This window comes from Paraburkholderia sp. (genome assembly GCF_050742655.1).
GTDB lineage: Bacteria > Pseudomonadota > Gammaproteobacteria > Burkholderiales > Burkholderiaceae > Paraburkholderia.
The window spans coordinates 133,683-152,973 of the sequence record NZ_JBOIGG010000011.1 but is presented as its reverse complement, the minus strand read 5'-3'; the positions used below and the strand labels follow the sequence as shown (position 1 = coordinate 152,973).

24 protein-coding genes and 1 tRNA gene are annotated in these 19,291 nt (G+C 63.1%); 17 read left to right on the top strand and 8 right to left on the bottom strand.

Annotation, left to right across the window (positions count from 1 at the left end; translation table 11 throughout):
• Window positions 1–28: 28 nt before the first annotated feature.
• The 5 genes from ACREXZ_RS17415 (at window position 29) to hisC (ending at window position 3,762) form a co-directional block, all read left to right on the top strand.
• Window positions 29–105, top strand: a tRNA-Gln gene (locus ACREXZ_RS17415).
• A 44-nt stretch (window positions 106–149) separates the two neighbouring features.
• Window positions 150–1,106 carry a ribose-phosphate pyrophosphokinase gene (locus ACREXZ_RS17410; RefSeq protein WP_431765344.1) on the top strand — a complete coding sequence of 319 codons (957 nt, stop codon included), beginning with the start codon at window positions 150–152 and terminating at the stop codon, window positions 1,104–1,106.
• 153 nt (window positions 1,107–1,259) lie between these two features.
• Window positions 1,260–1,886: a 50S ribosomal protein L25/general stress protein Ctc gene (locus ACREXZ_RS17405; RefSeq protein ID WP_431765343.1), complete on the top strand. Its 627-nt coding sequence runs from the start codon at window positions 1,260–1,262 to the stop codon at window positions 1,884–1,886.
• Window positions 1,887–2,016: 130 nt separating this feature from the next.
• Window positions 2,017–2,619, top strand: coding sequence for an aminoacyl-tRNA hydrolase (gene pth, locus ACREXZ_RS17400; protein ID WP_431765342.1), 603 nt, complete (start codon window positions 2,017–2,019; stop codon window positions 2,617–2,619).
• A gap of 69 nt (window positions 2,620–2,688) precedes the next feature.
• Window positions 2,689–3,762 carry a histidinol-phosphate transaminase gene (hisC, locus tag ACREXZ_RS17395; protein ID WP_431765341.1) on the top strand — a complete coding sequence of 358 codons (1,074 nt, stop codon included), beginning with the start codon at window positions 2,689–2,691 and terminating at the stop codon, window positions 3,760–3,762.
• 26 nt (window positions 3,763–3,788) lie between these two features.
• Here hisC and ACREXZ_RS17390 read toward each other — a convergent pair whose 3' ends face one another.
• Window positions 3,789–4,046 (bottom strand): YfhL family 4Fe-4S dicluster ferredoxin, encoded by a 258-nt coding sequence (locus ACREXZ_RS17390; protein ID WP_431765340.1) that lies wholly within the window; start codon window positions 4,044–4,046, stop codon window positions 3,789–3,791.
• Window positions 4,047–4,198: 152 nt separating this feature from the next.
• On the opposite strand from ACREXZ_RS17390, the gene ACREXZ_RS17385 reads away from it, so the two are divergent.
• Complete coding sequence (locus ACREXZ_RS17385) at window positions 4,199–4,783, top strand: class I SAM-dependent methyltransferase (protein ID WP_431765339.1); 585 nt, start codon at window positions 4,199–4,201, stop codon at window positions 4,781–4,783.
• Between the two features lie 30 nt (window positions 4,784–4,813).
• Here the strand turns inward: ACREXZ_RS17385 and coaD are convergent, their stop codons facing one another.
• Window positions 4,814–5,311, bottom strand: coding sequence for a pantetheine-phosphate adenylyltransferase (gene coaD / locus ACREXZ_RS17380; protein WP_431765338.1), 498 nt, complete (start codon window positions 5,309–5,311; stop codon window positions 4,814–4,816).
• A gap of 114 nt (window positions 5,312–5,425) precedes the next feature.
• On the bottom strand, window positions 5,426–5,704 hold the full coding sequence (locus ACREXZ_RS17375; RefSeq protein ID WP_431765337.1) for a hypothetical protein: 279 nt from the start codon (window positions 5,702–5,704) through the stop codon (window positions 5,426–5,428).
• A gap of 426 nt (window positions 5,705–6,130) precedes the next feature.
• Here ACREXZ_RS17375 and ACREXZ_RS17370 point away from each other — a divergent pair, with 426 nt between their 5' ends.
• From ACREXZ_RS17370 to ACREXZ_RS17350, 5 genes are all read left to right on the top strand, one after another.
• Window positions 6,131–7,051 carry a replication initiation factor domain-containing protein gene (locus ACREXZ_RS17370; RefSeq protein ID WP_431765336.1) on the top strand — a complete coding sequence of 307 codons (921 nt, stop codon included), beginning with the start codon at window positions 6,131–6,133 and terminating at the stop codon, window positions 7,049–7,051.
• A gap of 4 nt (window positions 7,052–7,055) precedes the next feature.
• Entirely contained in the window at window positions 7,056–7,370 is a 315-nt protein-coding gene (locus tag ACREXZ_RS17365; protein ID WP_431765335.1) for a hypothetical protein, read from the top strand.
• Window positions 7,367–7,582 carry a hypothetical protein gene (locus ACREXZ_RS17360; RefSeq protein ID WP_431765334.1) on the top strand — a complete coding sequence of 72 codons (216 nt, stop codon included), beginning with the start codon at window positions 7,367–7,369 and terminating at the stop codon, window positions 7,580–7,582. Before ACREXZ_RS17365 ends, ACREXZ_RS17360 begins: the two co-directional genes overlap by 4 nt.
• Before the next feature lie 25 nt (window positions 7,583–7,607).
• A complete protein-coding gene (locus tag ACREXZ_RS17355; RefSeq protein ID WP_431765333.1) occupies window positions 7,608–7,880 on the top strand; it encodes a hypothetical protein in 273 nt (90 codons plus the stop codon).
• A gap of 160 nt (window positions 7,881–8,040) precedes the next feature.
• Window positions 8,041–8,304 (top strand): hypothetical protein, encoded by a 264-nt coding sequence (locus ACREXZ_RS17350; protein ID WP_431765332.1) that lies wholly within the window; start codon window positions 8,041–8,043, stop codon window positions 8,302–8,304.
• 214 nt (window positions 8,305–8,518) lie between these two features.
• Here ACREXZ_RS17350 and ACREXZ_RS17345 read toward each other — a convergent pair whose 3' ends face one another.
• Window positions 8,519–9,097 (bottom strand): recombinase family protein, encoded by a 579-nt coding sequence (locus tag ACREXZ_RS17345; RefSeq protein WP_431765331.1) that lies wholly within the window; start codon window positions 9,095–9,097, stop codon window positions 8,519–8,521.
• Window positions 9,098–9,401: 304 nt separating this feature from the next.
• Here ACREXZ_RS17345 and ACREXZ_RS17340 point away from each other — a divergent pair, with 304 nt between their 5' ends.
• Window positions 9,402–10,463, top strand: coding sequence for an EamA family transporter (locus ACREXZ_RS17340; protein ID WP_431765330.1), 1,062 nt, complete (start codon window positions 9,402–9,404; stop codon window positions 10,461–10,463).
• A 239-nt stretch (window positions 10,464–10,702) separates the two neighbouring features.
• On the opposite strand, the gene ACREXZ_RS17335 is transcribed toward ACREXZ_RS17340, so the two are convergent.
• Window positions 10,703–11,467 carry a sulfite exporter TauE/SafE family protein gene (locus ACREXZ_RS17335; RefSeq protein WP_431765329.1) on the bottom strand — a complete coding sequence of 255 codons (765 nt, stop codon included), beginning with the start codon at window positions 11,465–11,467 and terminating at the stop codon, window positions 10,703–10,705.
• An 82-nt stretch (window positions 11,468–11,549) separates the two neighbouring features.
• On the opposite strand from ACREXZ_RS17335, the gene ACREXZ_RS17330 reads away from it, so the two are divergent.
• Window positions 11,550–12,221 carry a LysR family transcriptional regulator gene (locus ACREXZ_RS17330; RefSeq protein ID WP_431765328.1) on the top strand — a complete coding sequence of 224 codons (672 nt, stop codon included), beginning with the start codon at window positions 11,550–11,552 and terminating at the stop codon, window positions 12,219–12,221.
• Window positions 12,116–12,448 (top strand): LysR substrate-binding domain-containing protein, encoded by a 333-nt coding sequence (locus ACREXZ_RS17325; RefSeq protein WP_431765407.1) that lies wholly within the window; start codon window positions 12,116–12,118, stop codon window positions 12,446–12,448. The genes ACREXZ_RS17330 and ACREXZ_RS17325 overlap by 106 nt, the downstream gene beginning before the upstream one ends.
• Here the strand turns inward: ACREXZ_RS17325 and rsmD are convergent.
• Window positions 12,445–13,074 carry a 16S rRNA (guanine(966)-N(2))-methyltransferase RsmD gene (rsmD, locus tag ACREXZ_RS17320; protein WP_431765327.1) on the bottom strand — a complete coding sequence of 210 codons (630 nt, stop codon included), beginning with the start codon at window positions 13,072–13,074 and terminating at the stop codon, window positions 12,445–12,447. The genes ACREXZ_RS17325 and rsmD overlap by 4 nt on opposite strands.
• Window positions 13,075–13,281: 207 nt before the next feature.
• On the opposite strand from rsmD, the gene ftsY reads away from it, so the two are divergent.
• Window positions 13,282–14,490, top strand: a complete 1,209-nt coding sequence (gene ftsY, locus ACREXZ_RS17315) for a signal recognition particle-docking protein FtsY (protein WP_431765326.1) — start codon at window positions 13,282–13,284, stop codon at window positions 14,488–14,490.
• A gap of 22 nt (window positions 14,491–14,512) precedes the next feature.
• Here ftsY and maiA read toward each other — a convergent pair whose 3' ends face one another.
• Both maiA and ACREXZ_RS17305 read right to left on the bottom strand, forming a co-directional pair.
• Entirely contained in the window at window positions 14,513–15,157 is a 645-nt protein-coding gene (gene maiA / locus ACREXZ_RS17310; protein WP_431765325.1) for a maleylacetoacetate isomerase, read from the bottom strand.
• Window positions 15,158–15,181: 24 nt separating this feature from the next.
• Complete coding sequence (locus ACREXZ_RS17305; protein WP_431765324.1) at window positions 15,182–15,880, bottom strand: fumarylacetoacetate hydrolase family protein; 699 nt, start codon at window positions 15,878–15,880, stop codon at window positions 15,182–15,184.
• A gap of 239 nt (window positions 15,881–16,119) precedes the next feature.
• Here ACREXZ_RS17305 and ybiB point away from each other — a divergent pair, with 239 nt between their 5' ends.
• Together ybiB and leuA are read left to right on the top strand one after the other, a co-directional pair.
• Window positions 16,120–17,094 (top strand): DNA-binding protein YbiB, encoded by a 975-nt coding sequence (ybiB, locus tag ACREXZ_RS17300; protein WP_431765323.1) that lies wholly within the window; start codon window positions 16,120–16,122, stop codon window positions 17,092–17,094.
• A gap of 396 nt (window positions 17,095–17,490) precedes the next feature.
• Complete coding sequence (gene leuA / locus ACREXZ_RS17295) at window positions 17,491–19,149, top strand: 2-isopropylmalate synthase (protein WP_431765322.1); 1,659 nt, start codon at window positions 17,491–17,493, stop codon at window positions 19,147–19,149.
• Window positions 19,150–19,291 lie beyond the last annotated feature (142 nt).

Below are 19,291 nucleotides of genomic sequence, written 5' to 3'. Positions count from 1 at the left end.
CACATCCGGCGGAGCTAAAAGTTAGTGTAGGGGAGTCGCCAAGTTGGTTAAGGCACCGGATTTTGATTCCGGCATTCGAAGGTTCGACTCCTTCCTCCCCTGCCAAAATTTCTCGCATTTCCTCGCCCCCAGCCTGAAACAGGTGCACGATGAGCAGCCATGACGGCCTGATGGTTTTTACTGGCAACGCGAATCCCGCGCTTGCACAGGAAGTCGTCAACATCCTCGGTATTCCACTCGGCAAGGCGATGGTCAGCCGGTTCTCGGACGGCGAGATCCAGGTCGAGATCCAGGAAAACGTGCGCGGCAAGGATGTCTTCGTTCTGCAGTCCACCTGCGCACCGGCGAACGACAACCTGATGGAACTGATGATCATGGTCGATGCGCTGAAGCGCGCATCCGCAGGCCGGATCACCGCTGCCATCCCCTATTTCGGCTATGCCCGCCAGGACCGCCGGCCGCGCTCGGCGCGCGTCGCGATCTCGGCGAAGGTCGTAGCGAACATGCTGGAAATCGCGGGCGTCGAGCGGATCATCACGATGGATCTGCACGCGGACCAGATTCAGGGTTTCTTCGACATCCCGGTCGACAACATTTACGCGACGCCCGTGCTGCTCGGCGATCTGCGCAAGCAGAACTACGAAGACCTGCTGGTCGTGTCGCCGGACGTCGGCGGTGTGGTGCGAGCCCGGGCGCTGGCGAAGCAGCTGAACTGCGATCTCGCGATCATCGACAAGCGTCGGCCGAAAGCGAACATCGCCGAAGTGATGAACATCATCGGTGAAGTCGACGGCCGGACCTGCGTGATCATGGACGACATGGTCGACACCGCCGGCACGCTGTGCAAGGCCGCGCAGGTACTGAAGGAACGCGGCGCGAAGCAGGTATTTGCCTACGCGACGCACCCGGTGCTGTCGGGCGGCGCAGGCGAGCGCATTGCGGCATCCGCGCTCGACGAACTGGTCATCATGGACACGATCCCGCTCGGCGAAGAAGCGCGGTCGTGCGCGAAGATCCGCTCGCTGACGAGCGCCGGCCTGCTGGCCGAAACGTTCTCGCGGATCCGTCGCGGCGATTCGGTGATGTCGCTGTTCGCAGAGAGTTAAAGCATTTGCAGGTGTGCAGCAGGTTCTTTGCTGCATGCCGGCACAATCGGCACGAACGGACGAAAATTCGTGCCGTAGAGTCTGGGGCCTCCAGCCGAAAGGCGAGTGGCCCCGTTTTACTGCCTGGTCGCGGGCAGCTAATGGAGAATCAAGATGAAAGTAGTCGCTTTCGAGCGCAATCTGCAAGGTACGGGTGCGAGCCGCCGCCTGCGTATCACGGGTAAGACCCCGGGTATCGTTTATGGCGCTGGTGCTGAACCGCAACTGATCGAGATCGATCACAACGCGTTGTGGCACGCCCTGAAGAAAGAAGTTTTCCACTCGTCGATCCTCGAGCTGGAAGTGGCCGGCAAGGAACAACAGGTCCTGCTGCGCGACGTGCAATACCACCCGTTCCGCCAGCTCGTGCTGCACGTTGACTTCCAGCGCGTCGACGCGAAGAAGAAGCTGCACACGCGCGTTCCGCTGCACTTCATGAACCAGGAAAGCAACCCGGCCGTGAAGCTGTCGAGCGCAGTCATCTCGCACGTGCTGAACGAAATCGAAATCGAGTGCCTGCCGGCCGACCTGCCGGAATTCCTCGAAGTCGATCTCGCAACGATCGAAGCCGGTCATACGCTGCACGCGAAGGACATCGTTCTGCCGAAGGGTGTCGCGCTGGTCCCGCACGTCGACGCGGAAAACCCGGTGATCGCCTCGGCGACGATTCCGGCTGGCGCCGTCTCGGATGAAGCTGCTGCAAGCGAAGGTGAAGGCGAAGGCGAAAAGCCCGCGGCCTGACCGGTTAAAGCAAAGCTATCCTCTCGATCCGTTTCAATGAAACGGTCGACGTGACCCGCCGAGGTTCGCCCCGGCGGGTTTTTTTTCGACTTTTCCGGCACAGTGGCTCCTTACCACTGACCGTTCCATCATGATCAAGCTGATCGTCGGGCTCGGCAATCCGGGCGCCGAATACACCGCGACGCGCCACAACGCCGGCTTCTGGCTGGTCGATCAACTCGCGCGCGAAGCCGGTACGACGCTGCGCGACGAACGCCGCTTTCACGGCTTCTACGCGAAGGCGCGACTGCACGGCGAAGAAGTGCATCTGCTCGAGCCGCAGACCTTCATGAACCGCTCGGGCCAGTCGGTCGTCGCGGTCGCGCATTTCTTCAAGGTCCTGCCCGACCAGATTCTCGTCGCGCACGACGAACTCGATCTACCGCCCGGCACCGTAAAGCTGAAGCTCGGCGGCGGCAGCGGCGGTCACAACGGACTGAAGGACATCTCCGCACACCTGTCGACCCAGCAGTACTGGCGTCTGCGCATCGGCATCGGCCATCCGCGCGATCTGATCCCCGAAAGCGCACGGGCCGGTGCGAAACCGGACGTCGCGAACTTCGTGCTCAAGCCGCCGCGCAGGGAAGAACAGGACGTCATCGATGCGTCGATCGAGCGCTCGCTCGCGGTGATGCCGCAGATCGTGAAGGGCGAACTCGAACGCGCGATGATGCAGCTGCACCGCAACGCGTAGCGTTACCATCGACACACCGTCGCCGGCTTTTTATCGCTGGCCATCACTGACCATTCACGGGAGGCACACTTGAGCCGTTACTGGAGCGACATCGTCAGCCGTCTGACGCCTTATACGCCCGGCGAGCAACCCGCGCTCGTGCATCCGGTCAAGCTGAACGCCAACGAGAACCCGTACCCGCCGTCGCCGCGCGTGGCCGATGCGATCCGCGACGAACTCGGCGCGACCGGCGATGCGTTGCGGCGCTATCCCGACTCCAGCGCACGCGCGCTGCGCGAGGCGGTCGCCGCGCATCACGGCATTCGGGTCGAGCAGGTGTTCGCCGGCAACGGCTCCGACGAGGTGCTTGCGCTCGTCTTCCAGGCGCTGCTGAAGCACGACTATCCGATCCTGTTCCCCGACATCACGTACAGCTTCTATCCGACCTACGCACGTCTGTACGACGTCGCATACCGTACCGTCGCGCTCGATGAAGCCTTCGCGTTGCACCTCGACGACTACCGTTCGCCGAACGGCGGCGTGCTGTTCCCTAATCCGAATGCGCCGACGGGCCAGCCCCTGCCGCTCGCGGCGATCGAACGTTTCGTTGCGGCGAACACGGAATCCGTTGTCGTGATCGACGAAGCGTATGTGGATTTCGGTGCGGAATCCGCGGTCAGGCTGATCGATCGCTATCCGCATCTGCTCGTCGTACAGACCGCGTCGAAGGCGCGTTCGCTCGCGGGCATGCGCATCGGCTTCGCATTCGGCGACCCGGCATTGATCGACGCGTTGAACCGGGTGAAGGACAGTTTCAATTCGTACCCGCTCGACCGCCTTGCGCAGGTCGCCGCGCGCGCCGCTTACGAGGACGACGCGTGGTTCCGCGACACCTGCGCAAAGGTGATGGCGACGCGCACACGGCTCGCCGCCGAACTGACGGCACTCGGCTTCGACGTCGTGCCGTCAGCGGCGAACTTCGTGTTCGCGCGACATCGCACGCAAGACGCGGCAGTGCTCGCGGCGAACCTCAAGGAACAGGAGATTTTCGTGCGGCACTTCAACGTGCCGCGTATCGACCAGCATCTGCGCATCTCGATCGGCACCGACGCCGAATGCGACGTGCTACTCGGTGCGTTGCGCGAGATGCTCGAGGACGAGTAAGCGTCTCGCGGGCCGGCCGCAGAACGCTACCGGCCCTTCGCCGCCTGCAGTGCGTGATACTTCGCCATCAGGCCTTCCGGCGTCTCGACGTGCTGCGGATCACGTGGAATACATTCGACCGGGCACACCTGCTGACACTGCGGCTCGTCGAAATGGCCGACGCATTCGGTGCACTTGCCCGGGTCGATCACATAGATCTCCGCGCCCATCGAAATTGCGTCGTTCGGGCACTCGGGCTCGCATACGTCGCAGTTGATGCACTCGTCGGTAATGATCAGGGCCATGCTGCTTCCAGAACATCGATAAAAGTGGGACGGCTCGCTCCGCTTCTCCGGGCGCGCGCCAAAGCGCCATTTTACGCCTCGCACACCATCGACGTAGCCGCTCAACCGGTTCAGGTAGACTTTGAACCCGCCATGAAACGGGAACCTCAATCGTGAACGTACCGGACACGCCACATATGGACGAAGGCGGCCTCGCCGCCTTCACGGAACACATCGAGGGCATCGACACCTATCTCGAGTACGGATGCGGCGGCAGCACCGTGTTCGCCGCGAGATCGGGTGTGAAAAATCTGATTGCGGTCGACACGTCCAGCGCGTGGATCGACGCCGTCCGCGAGGGAACGCAACAGTACGGCACTCACGTCCGTCTCGTTCACTGCGATCTCGGTGAAGTCGGTGCGTGGGGGCGTCCGGTCGACGATGCGCGCATCGCGGACTATCACCGCTACGCCGTGATGCCATGGGAGGCGGCGAAGGAAAGCGGCCTGGTCCCGCAGCTCGTGCTCATCGACGGCCGGTTTCGTGTCGCGTCGTTTCTGTACACGCTGATCTGCGCACGCCCGGGCACGACGATCCTGTTCGACGACTATCTCGATCGCCCCGAGTATCACGTCGTCGAGCAATTCTGCGGGATGAAGGAAGCGCACGGCCGCATGGGCATCTTTATCGCGAACCAGCAGTTTCAGTTCGCCGATCTTGCGCAGGCGTTCGCCAGGTATTCGATCGTCGTCGACTGACTCCAGCGAACCGGTCGCCCTCGCGTTCGCTCAGCCGTTGTCCGGCCCCAGCGCGGCCACTTTCTCGTGCAGCCATTTTTCGACGGACGGGAAGACGAACTTGCTGACGTCGCCGCCCAGCTGCGCAATCTCGCGCACAATGGTCCCGGAGATGAACTGGTACTGGTCCGACGGCGTCATGAACATCGTCTCGACGTCGGGTAGCAGATAGCGGTTCATGCCGGCCATCTGAAACTCGTACTCGAAATCGGATACGGCGCGCAGGCCGCGCACGATCACGCGCGCGTTGTTACTGCGAACAAAGTCTTTTAGCAGCCCCTTGAAGCTCATCACCTGCACGTTCGGATAATGGCCGAGCACTTCGCGTGCGATGTCGAGGCGCTCTTCGAGCGTGAAGAACGGCTTCTTGTTGCGGCTGTCCGCGACACCCACCACCAGCGTGTCGAAAATACTCGACGCGCGCCGAACGAGGTCTTCGTGACCGCGCGTCAACGGGTCGAAGGTACCCGGGTACACGGCGACTACCATGCGACTTCTCCTGTCTTCAGACAAATGGGCACGCCAACGCGCATCGGGAAGACGCGCCTGCCGCCTGATGCGTCCGTGACGGCGGCCCGCCCGGCGCTTGTTTTGGAACGCGCATTATTCCTGAATTTTGAGCGCGCCGGTCAGCGTTGTGAGTGCCCGTTGCCAGACCTTGGCGGCTTCGCCACCTTCTAGCGATGCTTCGACTTCCGCCACAGTCTTGAAGATCGGCAGTTCTGCCATCTCGGCCAGTTGTGCAATCTGCGTAGCGTCCGGTTTGAATTGTCCGCTCTTCCATTGCGACAGCCTTGATTGATGCAAGTTGAGTTCAAGCGCTACGGCACCGAGCGTGCGCTTTTTGCGCTTTGCGGCGTCCAGAAGTTCGCTGATATCCATAAATACCTCTTGACTGTTTTTGCTGAAATGTGCAAAGTTCGATTTTGCGTGTTTCAGCAAAATTTTGCGGGAACAGCGCAAAGCGCAGTCTACCAGCTTCTACGAGAGGAACAACGGGGTTATGCGAGTGCCGGAGCTGCTGTTCCTGTTGGTCACATGCTGCCTGGCTGCACAGGCGGCGTTCTCTGCTTCACACCTTTCAACCGATTTGTCGTTACGCGTAACGGTAAGTCCGGCCACTCTGGCGAGCGCTCAATGAGCCGCCGTCGATCGACTGCTACCCCGAAGGCTGGATGGTCGCTAGGCGGCTCAGAGCCCGCCGCACCGCACGCGCCCGTGGGCGCGCCGGAGCGCCGGGCGGCGGAGCCGCCTTCCCCCCGTCCGGTAATACGGGGGGAAAGTCGTCAAACGGAGACGCGGGCCATTGTGGACTGGCTGACGTTCACTTTTCTGCCTGCCGGGTCGGTTCCGGACGGTCTGGAACAGGTGCGACGCTACGTGAAGCTGTTGTCGGACATGCCGATGAACCTGGTTCCGGCGAAGAAGGGGCTGCGGGGCTACACGGACAGTCTGGACGTGGTGACCTTCGTGCATGGCAGCTGGGAGCAGATTGGCATTGTGGCGTGGGGTCGTGGCAACGGTGCCGAGGGCCGCATATGCGTGGATCTGTCAGGCCGGGGCTGCGCGGTTGTGACGGACTGGCCCGCTGTGTTCGCGACGATGCAGGAGCTTGATGCACGGATCACGCGCTGCGATCTGGCGCTGGACTTCCTTGAGGGCGAGCTGAGCATTGCGCAGGTTGAGCAGATGTATGAGGCGCGGGAGTTTCACTGTGGCGGGCGCATTCCTGAGTATCGCAGGATCGAGAGCGGGACGATTGAGGCGAGAGGCTGCGGAGGCACGACGTTTGAGATCGGGCGACGCGTGAACGGCAAGATGCTGCGGGCGTATGAGAAGGGGCGGCAGCTGCGCGACCGTGAGAGCAAATGGGTGCGCACCGAGATCGAGTTCCGCAACAAGGATCGCGTGATACCGCATGAGATCGTTGTGAAGCGCGATGAGTATTTCGTCGGCGCGTACAAGGCACTGGAGCCGTTTATTGACGTGGCGGCGCTGCGGTGCCGCACCGATCAGGTTGAACGCGAGACGACGATCGAGGCGGCGAAGCACTGGCTGAAGAGACAGGCCGGGAAGTCGATCAACCAGATGCTAATCGAGAACGGCGAGAATTATGCTGCATTGGTGGCGGACGTGCGCCAGCCTGGCACACCCCCACGGATGCTCAAGAGTGCATTGGCAGTGCACGTGCATGGCGCGCACGAACCTGCGCCGTATCCGAGGGAGTGACGTAATGGAAATGCTGGCAAGAGTAACGGTTCGTGGTGCGAAGTATTTCATCGGCAACATCGACGGCAAGGAACTGGACAGTGCCGCGATCTTTGTCGATGTTGAATTGCGTGGCGAAACGGCGAGCGGGATGTGTACGAACGAGTTGAAGGTCGAGAAGTCGGAGATCGTCAAGGGCATTCTGCACAACCCGATGCCGTTCGTTGCGGAAGTGACGATGATGCAGACGACCAACGGCAAGGTGAATGGTGATCGCAACATCGTGACGAGCATCAAGCCGGTGGCGCTCGAAGCGAAGGGCGCGAAGGTGGCGGCGTGATCAAGGTGCGCGTGGGTGTGTTCATCATCGGCAAGGCCCGGGGCATGATGGCCGCGCGGCAGATGGCGGCGATGCACGTGATGGGGCTGGTCATGAACGAACAGCTTGCAAGCGGTCAGTCGATTGACGTTGAGTTTCGGTGCGACGGCCAGGTGATCGAGAGATCGGAGATGATTGGTCCGGATCTCGATGGCGGTCTGTTAGTTCTCTGAACCATTTTTCGTTACGGGGGTTGCGATGGTGGAGTTAAATCCGGATACGCCGTACCTGAACATCAAGCGGCTGGTGATGCAGTTCGAGCAGTTCAATTGTGAGATTGAGGAATCGCAGGACCCGGCGATACGTCGCATGCGTGCAAATCAGGCGCTGGCGTTTGCGATGCTCGTGATGTGCGAGCGCATAACCGAGGCGATGCGTGGAACGCTGGAACCGTTGTCCGATGAAGAACTTTCGCATGCGAAGGCAGATGGAGTTTCGCATGCGGGTGGGTTGCGACTGGTGACGAGCTGACGCAGTTCGATGGTTTCGGTTGTCCCCTTTTGCCGGTCCAAGCGACCGGCTTTTTTTCGTCTGCGCTCATGATATTTGAGCGCTCATGGGGAGATGTACACTCTCTTACGAGGAGTTCCGCAGTTTCAGGGTCGACAGGATCAGCTAGTCAGGTTTGTCAATGAAAAGAATTTATCGATACAAGGGCTTTGAGGTTGCCGTCGAGCTTGAGCCCCAATGGGAAGTCTCCGGGAACATCTGGTCATTGCCTCCGAAGGGCTTCTTAGCTGTCGTGTCCGTCTGCATCTCGGGCGCGACGCGTCCCATGGTCGCGCCGATACGCCTCGCAGCAGATGGCCAGCAACTTTTCGCGACGGAAGGTGATGCGCTCATGGCAGGGTATAGCGCTGGACAGCGGATAGTGGACGACACTCTCGTGCGCTGACAACAACTCTGTAGATCACATTCGCCGAAATGTGTGCAGGTGGCAATTCGTATGGCTGTAAGTGTCTGTGCGGGCCTCGCGATTACGTCGGATTCCGTCAAGTCGCCGCGCAGCGGCCCCGAAGGGCTTGGACTTGACGGTCGCAGGAAAAGGTACGCTCGGCACTGGGGAAGGGGCTGGCCGCACCTGCCCCTTCCCCATGCCATACGCGGGGCTACAGCAGCTTTGGTTGCTCGTCTTGGACTAGATGCTCTATCACACGCGAAACAGTGCTTCTGTGGACGTTATAGAGCTTGGCGATGGTCGTGTAGCTGTAGCGATTGGTTCGCCAGAGTCGGAGCGCTTCTGTTTCCTCTGGCTTCGTCAGCTTTCGCGGTCGCCCGAGCTGCGCACCTCGATCACGCGCAGCGCGTATGCCGACGATGGTCCTCTCTCGAATCAACTCGCGCTCGAACTCAGCGAACGCACCGAGCATCTGGAGCATGAGGCGTCCAGCTGGGCTGTTCGTGTCGATGTGTTCCGTGAGGCTTTCGAAGTCGCAGCCGCGGCTGTGCAATAACTCGATGACGGCCAACAGGTGCTTGAGCGACCGCGCGATGCGGTCGAGCTTGTAGACGACCAGCGTGTCGCCTTTTCGAAGATTGCGGAGGATGTTTTCGAGGATGGGCCGGCGCATCGTGGCGCCGGATTTTTTTTCTTCGTGAACTACTTCGACGCCGGCCCTGCGCAGTGCGTCGAGTTGCCCGAACGTTTCTTGGTCCTGTGTGGAGACTCTGGCATAACCTATTTTCATTTTTGCTCTCATGGCGGATTGGTCCGCCGCCAATTAAGCAAATCTGAGTGAAGCTTTTCCCGGCGTGCTAAAACCCTCATTTTCACACGGGTGGAAAAACTATCCGGCAATCCTCGTCATAGACTTCAGGCTCGACCGCCTTCCGCGCATGGCGCCTTCACCGGACAGGAACGAAAGATCATACGCGAACGCCCCGCGCCAACGATCGGCGCAACCATCCGCAATGGGGCGCGCATCGGCTTGGCGCTACCGCCCGCGGCCCGCGTAGAATTTGCGTTATCGACCACCGTCCCATGACCGCTCCATGCAGGTACGTCACCACGCCGCGTTCACGGCACTCGTCGCGGCCGCGCTGTTCGGCGTCACCACACCGCTCGCCAAAGCGCTGCTCGGCTCGCTGTCTCCTTTCATGGTCGCGGGCCTCTTTTATCTGGGAAGCGGTATCGGGCTTGCCGTCGGGATTCTCGTCAAGCGCACTCGCAGGACGGCGGGCGAACGTCAAAACGAAAGCCGCATTCAAGTTGCCGAGATACCCTGGCTACTGGGTGCGATCGCCGCCGGCGGCGTCGTCGGACCCGCGCTGCTCATGCTCGGTCTGAGCACAACGTCTGCCGCGACAAGCTCACTATTACTCAACCTCGAAGGCGTATTGACCGCGGTGATTGCGTGGGTCGTGTTCCGGGAGAACGTCGATCTGAGGATATTCCTCGGCATGGTCGCCATCGTCGCCGGTGGCGTGATGCTGTCCTGGCAACCGGGTACGGCAAGCGTATCGCCCGGTGCACTACTGGTCACGGGAGCCTGCGCCGCGTGGGCCATCGACAACAATCTGACGCGCAAAGTGTCGACCAACGATGCGATGGTCATTGCCTGTCTCAAAGGACTGGTCGCCGGCCCGGTCAATCTCGGCATCGCGCTCATGCTGGGTGCTCATCTTCCCGGCGCGGTCGGAATCGCAACGGCGATGCTGACCGGCTTCGCGGGCTATGGCGTGAGCCTGGTTCTCTTCGTCGTGGCGCTACGCAATCTCGGCACGGCCCGAACCGGGGCCTATTTCTCGGTAGCGCCGATATTCGGTGTCGCACTCTCGATCGTTCTGTGGCCAGAGATGCCGTCGTGGCGCTTCGGGGTAGCGGCCGCGCTCATGGGCGTAGGAATCTGGTTTCACATCCGTGAACGGCACGAACATCCGCATACTCACGAAGCGCTGGACCACAACCATCGACATAGGCACGACGAACATCATCAGCATGTTCACGACTTCGAATGGGATGGCGAAGAGCCGCATACGCATCCGCATCGACACGCGCCGATCACGCACGCTCACGCACATTTTCCCGACATCCATCATCGCCACGTGCACTAACCCGCTCGTGCAAGGCGCGTTCGCATGGCTCAGGGTTGGTAGCGCGCGGAGCGCGGTGCGGGCGATATGCGGCCGCCCCACGCTTTCCCCAGCGCCCCCATCCGATAAACGAGATCTTCGCCGCGATGCTCGCGAGTACGCCCAGTGCTCCGATCGTTTCAAGAAGGGCCGACATCATCTACACCTCCCGTAGTTGCATCGGTTCAGCTATTCCAGAGCTATCCCAGGAAGGGGCGCCGTCATCCCGCCAGCCCCGGAAAGTACGCTCTCACGAAGAACGCCACGGTGATGCACGCCGTGACCAGCAAGGTCCCCGCGCGAATCAGTTTCGCAGGCATCCGTCGACCGATCTGCGCGCCGCCGTAACCGCCGACGATTGCCGCGACCAGCATCACCAGCGTCTCGCGCCACTGAACGACACCGGCCGCGATGAACGTGAGCACCGCCATCGTGTTCGCCGCGCTGACGAGCAGCGTCCGCGGCGCGCTCAGGCGCTTCACGTCGCTACTGTCCAGCAAGCCCCAAACCGCAATCATCATGATGCCAACGGCGCCGCCAAAGTAGCCGCCGTAGATCCCCAGCGCGAACTGGACGATCAATACGGCCCATGGCCGGATGGTCCAGCGTCGACGCAACCGCTCGCCGACCGTACGCCCAAACCCGAGCGCGAGGCTCGCGAGCAGAAGCAGCCAGGGGAGCACGAAATTGAATGCGGCCGACGACGTCACGAGTAACAGCGCGGCGCCAATCATGCCGCCGACGAGCGTCGACAGCAGCAGCGGGCGCAACCCGACGGCGCCGACCGGGCCAAGTCCGTCGCGATAGGCCCACGCACTCGCGAGGCCGCCCGGATACAACGCGACCGTACTCGAAGCGTTCGCCTGAACCGATGGCACGCCGGCGAGAATCAGTGCCGGCAAGCTCACGAACGAGCCGCCGCCCGCTAGCGCATTCATCGCTCCGGCAACGAGACCTGCGGCAAAAAGGAAGAAAAAGGAGTGCATGCCCGCATGCTAGGAACAAAGCTCACGTTCCACAATCTGGCATTTCCAATGCTAGACTTCGCGAAAACCGAAGGGAACGAGAATGCGGTTCGACCTGACCGACATGCGGTTATTCCTCACCGTCGTGGAGCACGGCAGTCTCACGAAAGGCGCACAGGTGACCAATCTGGCGCTCGCATCGGTGAGCGCCCGCATCTCGGGGATGGAATCCGCGCTCGGCACGCCCTTGCTCGCCCGCACCCGCCGTGGCGTCACGCCAACCGCCGCGGGTAAGGCGCTGATCCGCCATGCGCGGCTGATCCTTGGTCAAGTCGAGCAGATGCGCGGAGAATTGCGCGCGTATGGAACGGGGCTCAAGGGGCGCATCACGCTTCTGTCGAATACTGCGGCGCTAGCAGCGTTCGTCCCACAGAAACTCTGCCGGTTTCTGGCCGCGTATCCGGATCTCTCGGTTGATATCGACGAGCGCCCAAGTAGCGAGATCGCGCTCGCTATCGCGGAAGGGCGCGCGGAAGTCGGCCTCGCCGCGGATATCGCCGATATCGCGACGTTGCAAACCCGCTGCGTCGCCGCCGATCAGCTCGTCGTCGTCGCGAGCCGGACGCATCGCATCGCATCGCGGATCAACAGCAGGTCGCGTTCGCCGATATCGTCGGCGACGCGTTCGTCGGTCACAAGGACGCGGCGCTGGAGATTCATCTCGGCGATCGTGCCTCGCGCCTCGGGCACAAGATCAACTATCGCGTCCAGCTGAAAAGCGTCGAAGACGTCGGCATGCTGGTCGAAGCCGGTATCGGCATCGCGGTGTTGTCGCGGGCGTCCGTGGCGCAGCTGGGTCGCCCGAGCCTGATCGTTCTGCCGATCGCGGACCCGTGGGCGTCGAGGCGCCTTCATCTGTGCGTTCGCGACTTCAGCGCGCTGACACCGCTCGCGGATCTGCTCGTTCGATATCTGACGGACACCGACTCACTGCCGGATTAGACGACAGGAGCGTTCTGCGAACCGTCCCGTTGCAGCAGATGATAATGAACCGCCCCCGCCTTGCCCTGCCGCACGACGCTCCAGCCCCCCAGCGTCTCGTTCTGCGCGACGTCGAGCGGATCTCCAGCCTCGACATAGAGCATGCCATCGGCACTGACGAGCGGCACCGCAAGTGCGAGCGCACGGCCAAGCAGATCGTCGCCGAACGGCGGATCGAGGAACACGACGTCGAACGAACCCGGCGCGAGGCTCGCGGCAAGACGCAGCCCGTCGGCTTCGGCGATTTCGATCGTCGTCGCGGACAGACGCGCCTGGTTCGCACGCAGCTGCGCGGCGACGCGCGCGTTGCGCTCGACCATCAGCACGCGCGACGCGCCGCGCGACGCGGCCTCGAAACCGAGCGCGCCGCTGCCCGCGAACAGATCAAGACAGCGCTGCCCTTCGAGCCGCTGGCCGAGCCAGTTGAACACCGTCTCGCGGACGCGATCGGGTGTCGGCCGCAGGCCATCGAGATCGAGTACCGGCAGCGGCGTGCGCTTCCAGTCGCCGCCGATGATACGGATCGCGTGCGGCTTGCCGCGACCAGACGATGCGCTGCGCGCGCGGGGAGGAGATGAACGGGACATGCGAATCGATTGGATGGACAAGACCAGAACGCGGCGCCATGCAAGCCTATGCGGGCGGGCCGGAGCGCCCACGTTACCACACGGACCATACGGGGCTGAGGGCGCCACCGTCACGACGAGGTAGGGCTGGCCTGATAAAATGACGGGCTTTCAGCGCGTTGCATCCCGCATCGCCGCGCCGCACCCGCCGTCGAGCCACGCCAGAACATGTTCAGCTTTTTCAAACGATTCAAGGGCTCGAAAGGGTCCGATACCGCCGCGGAAGAAGCTCAGGCGACAGAACCCACCGCAACGGATTTGCCCACGACCGAAGCGGGCCCGGAAACGGCACCCGAGCCGGCACCCGTTGCGTCGTCTGCGTCTGCATCCGCGGAACAACCAGCGCTCGCTCCGCACATCGATACCGCCCCGGCGGCCGAAGCCGCGCAGCCCGACGACATCGAACCGGAAGCACTCGACTCTGCCGCCCCCGAGTCCGTCGAGATCGTCCCGCCACCCCAGCCCGAACCCGCCGCGAAAAAATCCTGGCTCACGCGGCTTAAAACCGGACTGTCGAAAACGAGTTCGAGCCTCACCGGCATTTTCGTCGGCGCGAAGATCGACGAAGACCTGTACGAAGAACTCGAAACAGCGCTGCTGATGTCCGACGCGGGCGTCGAGGCCACCGAATTCCTGCTCGAAGCACTGCGCGAAAAAGTGCGCAGCGAACGGCTCACCGATCCGCAGCAGGTCAAGGGCGCGCTGCGCACGCTGTTGATCGATCTGCTGCAGCCGCTCGAGAAATCGCTGATGCTCGGCCGCGCGCAGCCGCTCGTGATGATGATCGCGGGCGTCAACGGCGCGGGCAAGACGACCAGCATCGGAAAGCTCGCGAAGCATCTGCAGCGCTTCGATCAATCCGTACTGCTCGCGGCCGGCGACACGTTTCGCGCAGCCGCGCGCGAGCAGCTCGCGATCTGGGGTGAACGCAACAACGTGACCGTCGTGTCGCAGGAAAGCGGCGATCCGGCCGCGGTGATCTTCGATGCAGTCGGCGCCGCACGCGCGCGCAAGATCGACGTGCTGATGGCCGATACCGCCGGCCGTCTGCCGACGCAGCTTCATCTGATGGAAGAATTGCGCAAGGTGAAGCGCGTGATCGGTAAGGCGCTCGACGGCGCGCCGCACGAAGTGCTGCTCGTGATCGATGCGAACACCGGCCAGAACGCGCTCTCGCAGGTGAAGTCGTTCGACGACGCGCTCGGTCTCACCGGCCTGATCGTCACGAAGCTCGACGGCACCGCGAAGGGCGGGATTCTCGCGGCGATCGCGCGGCAGCGTCCGGTGCCGGTGTACTTCATCGGCGTCGGTGAGAAGGTCGAGGATCTGCAGCCGTTCAGCGCGGAAGAATTCGCGGACGCGCTACTCGGCAGCTAGCGGCAGACACGCGCCAAGTCGCTTATTCGGCGTCGGGCTGCGCACCCGGCGCGGCCCGCGCGAATGCGTCGATCTGCGCCGCGTGATCGACGATGCGCTGGATGGTCGGGTACGCCGTCGTGTCGATCTTGAAGCGCTGCGCGTTGAACACCTGCGGCACGAGGCACGCATCGGCCATCGTCGGCGTATCGCCAAAACACAGCTTGCCGGTGCGCGGATCGCTCGCCAGATGCGCCTCCAGCGCGGCGAAACCGGACTCGATCCAGTGCCGGTACCACGCGTCTTTCGCCGCATCGTCCACACCTAGCGTGTGCTTCAGATACTTCAGCACGCGCAGGTTGTCGACCGGATGAATCTCGCACGCGATCTGCAGCGCGACCGATCGCACGTACGCGCGATCGCGCGGCGCCGCGGGTAGCAGCGGCGGTTGCGGATGCGTCTCCTCGAGATACTCGATGATCGCGAGCGACTGCGTGAGCACGTCGTCGCCGTCCACGAGCGTCGGCACGACCGAATCATGATTCAGCCGGCGATACTCCGGCTTGAACTGCTCGCCGCCGTCGCGCAACATGTGGATCGGCGCGTAGTCGTACGACAGCCCCTTCAGGTTCATCGCGATCCGCACGCGGTATGACGCCGAGCTGCGGAAATAGCTGTATAGCTTCATCTTGATGTCTCCTCCTCGCACCGCTCACGCGACGCGCACGCTGAATTCGCCGAGCCCCTCCACGCCGCCCGTCATCACGTCGCCCTTCGTCACCGCGCCGACGCCTTCGGGCGTGCCGGTGAAGATCAGGTCGCCGGGCTGAAGCTCGAACAGCGTCGACAGATAGGCGACCGTTTCGGCGACCGACCAGATCAGTTGCGACACGTCGGAGCGCTGCTTCGGCTCGCCGTTGACCGACAGCCAGATCGCGCCGGCGCCGATATGCCCGACCGCCGACACCGGATGAATCGGCCCGAGCGGCGCCGAATGATCGAAACCCTTCGCGGTATCCCATGGACGACCGAGCTTCTTCGCTTCGGCCTGCAGGTCGCGGCGCGTCATGTCGAGACCGAGCGCATAGCCGTACACGTGATCGAGCGCGTGCTCGACCGGAATGTCCTTGCCCGCCTGGCCGATCGCGGCGACGAGTTCCATCTCGAAGTGCACGTTCTTCGATTGCGACGGATACGGGAACACGCCGGTCTCGCCGGGCGCGACGTAGACCACCGCATCGGCCGGCTTGCCGAAGAAGAACGGCGGCTCGCGATCGGGATCGTGTCCCATCTCGCGCGCATGCGCTTCATAGTTGCGACCGACACAGTAGATGCGGCGCACCGCGAAACGATCGCCGGACCCGGCGACCGGCACCGCAAGAACCGGCGGTGGGGCAAATACGTAAGTCATCCGATTCTCCGTCGTGAACGTGAGCGTGATTTTCTAACGCGGTACTGGGCAGGCAGCACCGGAGGCAACGAGTGTAACGCGCGAACCGGACGATGCGCACCTCGCCCGGCGTATTGGCGCACCGGCACGCCGGGAACGCAATTCGCGATGGCCCTACAATGCAGGTTCGGCGTCTTCCAGCGAGCTTCAACGCTCCCTCCCGATGTCCGCCCTTGCCACATCCATTCGCACCACCGCTCATGACCGATTCCGCCACCTCGTCCGTTTTTCCGTGTGCCCGCTTCATCAAGGAGATCGGCCGCGGGTCGAACGGCGCACGCGCACTGACGCCCGAGGACACCCATGCGCTGTACAGCGCGATGCTCGACGGCCGCGTGTCCGATCTGGAACTCGGCGCCGTGTTGCTCGCCTATCGCGTGAAGGGCGAAACCGCCGACGAACTCGCCGCGATGCTGGCCGCCGCGCATGCATCGTTCGAGCCGGTGCGGCTCGCACAGGGCGCGTCGCAAGACACACATCAGGCGGTCTCGATTCCGAGCTACAACGGCGCGCGCAAACAGCCGAATCTCGTACCGCTCCTCGCGTTGCTGCTCGCACGCGAGGGCGTCCCGGTGCTCGTGCATGGCGTCGTCGTCGATCCCGGCCGCGTCACCAGCGCGGAAATTTTCGCGCAGCTCGGCATCGCGTCCGCACAGACGCACGACGACATCGAGAACAGTCTCGCGGCACGACGCGTCGCGTTTGCACCGATCGCGACACTCGCACCGAAACTCGCACGACTGCTCTCACTGCGCGCGCGCATGGGCGTGCGCAATTCCACTCACACGCTCGTCAAGATTCTCCAGCCGTTCGCGCCGCCCGCGCTGCGTCTCGTGAACTACACCCATCCGCCGTATCGGGAGAGCCTCACGCAGTTGTTCAATGCGCATCCCGACGCGGCGGCGGGCGGCGCACTGCTCGCGCGCGGCACCGAGGGCGAGGCGGTTGCGGATACGCGTCGCCAGGTGCAGGTCGACTGGCTGCACGACGGTATCTGCGAAACGCTGCTCGCGGCGGAACGCTCGTCTGCGGATGCGCCGCCCGTCGATCTGCCCGACGCGCGCGACGCGCAGACAACTGCTGCATGGATCGATGCCGTCCTGCGCGGCGACGCACCGGTGCCCGATGCGATCGCGCGGCAGGTGGCAGTCATCGCGGATATCACGAAGCGCTAGCGGCCACCCTCCGCCAGGTTGACAGCTCGCGCCGCGCTGACATACAGTCGATCCCATGCGTTTCATTCCGAACACCCTCCGAATTACTTCGGGCCGCCTGGCGCGGCCCCTATCGCTACGTCTAGCGTAAGTCGCTGACGTAGCGCCGCGCATTCCAGTTGTTCGCGCGGTCCTCCTGAGTTTCCGCATCACCGCTGTCACTCCGTTTCACCCCAACCGTAGTTCCTTTTACAACCTGTAAGTCGTTACCTTTCGTCCGCTTACCCCGCGGACAAAGTGCGAAGGTCGGGTGCGTGTCGCTCCATTGGCTTCGGCCACAGCAGCGCGCACCGACAGCGTCGAGCCAGCCGCCCGATGCTGTACCCTTCGCAGGCGACGAGACGAACGAGGCTCGCCATGTTGCGCAATCCTGCTGAAAAGTACCGACCTTTCCACGCTGTCCGCCTGAATGGCCGACGATGGCCTGGCCGCACGATCGACCGTGCGCCGATCTGGATGAGCACCGATCTTCGCGACGGCAACCAGTCGCTGATCGAACCGATGAACATCGCGCAGAAGCTCGAGTTCTTCGAGACGCTGGTCGCGATCGGCTTCAAGGAGATCGAGGTCGGATTTCCGTCCGCGTCGCAGACGGATTTCGACTTCGTGCGCAAACTGATCGTCGAGCGGCGCATTCCCGATGACGTGACGATCGAAGTGCTCGTGCAGTCGCGCGAAGACCTGATCGCGCGCACGTTCGACGCGCTCGAAGGTGTACCGCGCGCGATCGTCCATCTGTACAACGCAATCTGTCCGTCGTTCCGGCGGATCGTCTTCAACCAGTCGCAGGCTGACGTGAAGGCACTTGCCGTCGAGGGCACGCGCCTGATCCGGCAGTTCGCCGATGCCCGACCGCAGACACACTGGGTCTACCAGTACTCCCCCGAAACCTTCAGCATGACGGAGCTGACATTCGCGCGCGAGGTATGCGACGCGGTCGCGCAGACGTGGCGCCCGACGCGCGATCATAAGATGATCGTCAACCTGCCGGCCACCGTCGAAGCGGCGACACCGAACGTCTATGCAGACCAGATCGAATGGATGGACCGCAATCTCGGCTATCGCGACAGCATCGTGCTGTCGGTTCATCCGCACAACGATCGCGGCACCGCGGTCGCCGCGGCAGAACTCGCGCTGCTCGCCGGCGCGGACCGCATCGAGGGCTGCCTGTTCGGCAACGGCGAACGGACGGGCAACGTCGATCTGGTCACGCTCGCGATGAATCTCTACACGCAAGGCATCGACCCGGGCCTCGATTTCTCCGATATCGATGCGGTACGCGGCGTCGTCGAGCGCTGCAACCGGCTGCCGGTGCATCCACGTCATCCGTATGCGGGCGATCTCGTGTACACAGCCTTTTCGGGATCGCATCAGGACGCGATCCGCAAGGGCCTCGCGCAGCAGGCGCCGGACGCGATCTGGGAGGTGCCCTACCTGCCCGTCGATCCCACCGACGTCGGTCGCAGCTACGACGCGGTGATCCGCGTGAACAGCCAGTCGGGCAAGGGCGGTACGACGTTCCTGCTTGAGCGCGGCATGGGTTTCGCGCCGCCGCGGCGCGTGCAGATCGAATTCAGTCGTGCGGTGCAGGCGGTCGTGGATCAGTCGGGCGAGGAGATGACCGGCGACGCGATCTGCGCGCTGTTCGCGAGCGAGTATCTCGAGACGGTTGGGCCGGCGGCTCGTGACGCGGGAGGTGGTGTGCGCTGGGAGAGCCGCGACGTCGACGTGTCGACGCAGGCTGGCGCGGACGAAACGGAAGGCCAGCGCATCGACGAAGCGCGCGCACGGCGTATCGCACGGGCCATCGCCGCGGCGTCGGGCGAAAGCGTCGACGTGACGTCGTGCGAAAGCATGCAGACGGCCGATGGGCGCACGGCCGTGTTCGTCGGCTGCCGGGTCGGTGGACAGGCGGTGCGATATGGCGTCGGGATTGGCCATGCGCTGGAAGTAGCCGCGCTCGGCGCGGTCAATCGCGCGGCGTGGCAAGCGGTCGACCAGCGGGAGGCGGCCTGAAGCGTCGCCGGGATCCGCGCCACCGTTGAAAGGAAGAACAACAGAAGGAAACCCCACCCACGGGACGACGTCGGCCGCACAACAGGCGGCCGGCGCAGGCAATCCGCCCACGAGGCGGAGCGGGTGATGGAGCCGACCAGCT

Coding starts and splice junctions, on each gene's coding strand:
- ACREXZ_RS17410 (WP_431765344.1), top strand. CDS start 150: ATGAGCAGCCATGACGGCCTGATGGTTTTTACTGGCAACGCGAATCCC.
- ACREXZ_RS17405 (WP_431765343.1), top strand. CDS start 1,260: ATGAAAGTAGTCGCTTTCGAGCGCAATCTGCAAGGTACGGGTGCGAGC.
- pth (WP_431765342.1), top strand. CDS start 2,017: ATGATCAAGCTGATCGTCGGGCTCGGCAATCCGGGCGCCGAATACACC.
- ACREXZ_RS17390 (WP_431765340.1), bottom strand. CDS start 4,046: ATGGCCCTGATCATTACCGACGAGTGCATCAACTGCGACGTATGCGAG.
- coaD (WP_431765338.1), bottom strand. CDS start 5,311: ATGGTAGTCGCCGTGTACCCGGGTACCTTCGACCCGTTGACGCGCGGT.
- ACREXZ_RS17375 (WP_431765337.1), bottom strand. CDS start 5,704: ATGGATATCAGCGAACTTCTGGACGCCGCAAAGCGCAAAAAGCGCACG.
- ACREXZ_RS17365 (WP_431765335.1), top strand. CDS start 7,056: ATGGAAATGCTGGCAAGAGTAACGGTTCGTGGTGCGAAGTATTTCATC.
- ACREXZ_RS17355 (WP_431765333.1), top strand. CDS start 7,608: ATGGTGGAGTTAAATCCGGATACGCCGTACCTGAACATCAAGCGGCTG.
- ACREXZ_RS17350 (WP_431765332.1), top strand. CDS start 8,041: ATGAAAAGAATTTATCGATACAAGGGCTTTGAGGTTGCCGTCGAGCTT.
- ACREXZ_RS17345 (WP_431765331.1), bottom strand. CDS start 9,097: ATGAAAATAGGTTATGCCAGAGTCTCCACACAGGACCAAGAAACGTTC.
- ACREXZ_RS17340 (WP_431765330.1), top strand. CDS start 9,402: ATGCAGGTACGTCACCACGCCGCGTTCACGGCACTCGTCGCGGCCGCG.
- ACREXZ_RS17335 (WP_431765329.1), bottom strand. CDS start 11,467: ATGCACTCCTTTTTCTTCCTTTTTGCCGCAGGTCTCGTTGCCGGAGCG.
- ACREXZ_RS17330 (WP_431765328.1), top strand. CDS start 11,550: ATGCGGTTCGACCTGACCGACATGCGGTTATTCCTCACCGTCGTGGAG.
- rsmD (WP_431765327.1), bottom strand. CDS start 13,074: ATGTCCCGTTCATCTCCTCCCCGCGCGCGCAGCGCATCGTCTGGTCGC.
- ftsY (WP_431765326.1), top strand. CDS start 13,282: ATGTTCAGCTTTTTCAAACGATTCAAGGGCTCGAAAGGGTCCGATACC.
- maiA (WP_431765325.1), bottom strand. CDS start 15,157: ATGAAGCTATACAGCTATTTCCGCAGCTCGGCGTCATACCGCGTGCGG.
- ACREXZ_RS17305 (WP_431765324.1), bottom strand. CDS start 15,880: ATGACTTACGTATTTGCCCCACCGCCGGTTCTTGCGGTGCCGGTCGCC.
- ybiB (WP_431765323.1), top strand. CDS start 16,120: ATGACCGATTCCGCCACCTCGTCCGTTTTTCCGTGTGCCCGCTTCATC.
- leuA (WP_431765322.1), top strand. CDS start 17,491: ATGTTGCGCAATCCTGCTGAAAAGTACCGACCTTTCCACGCTGTCCGC.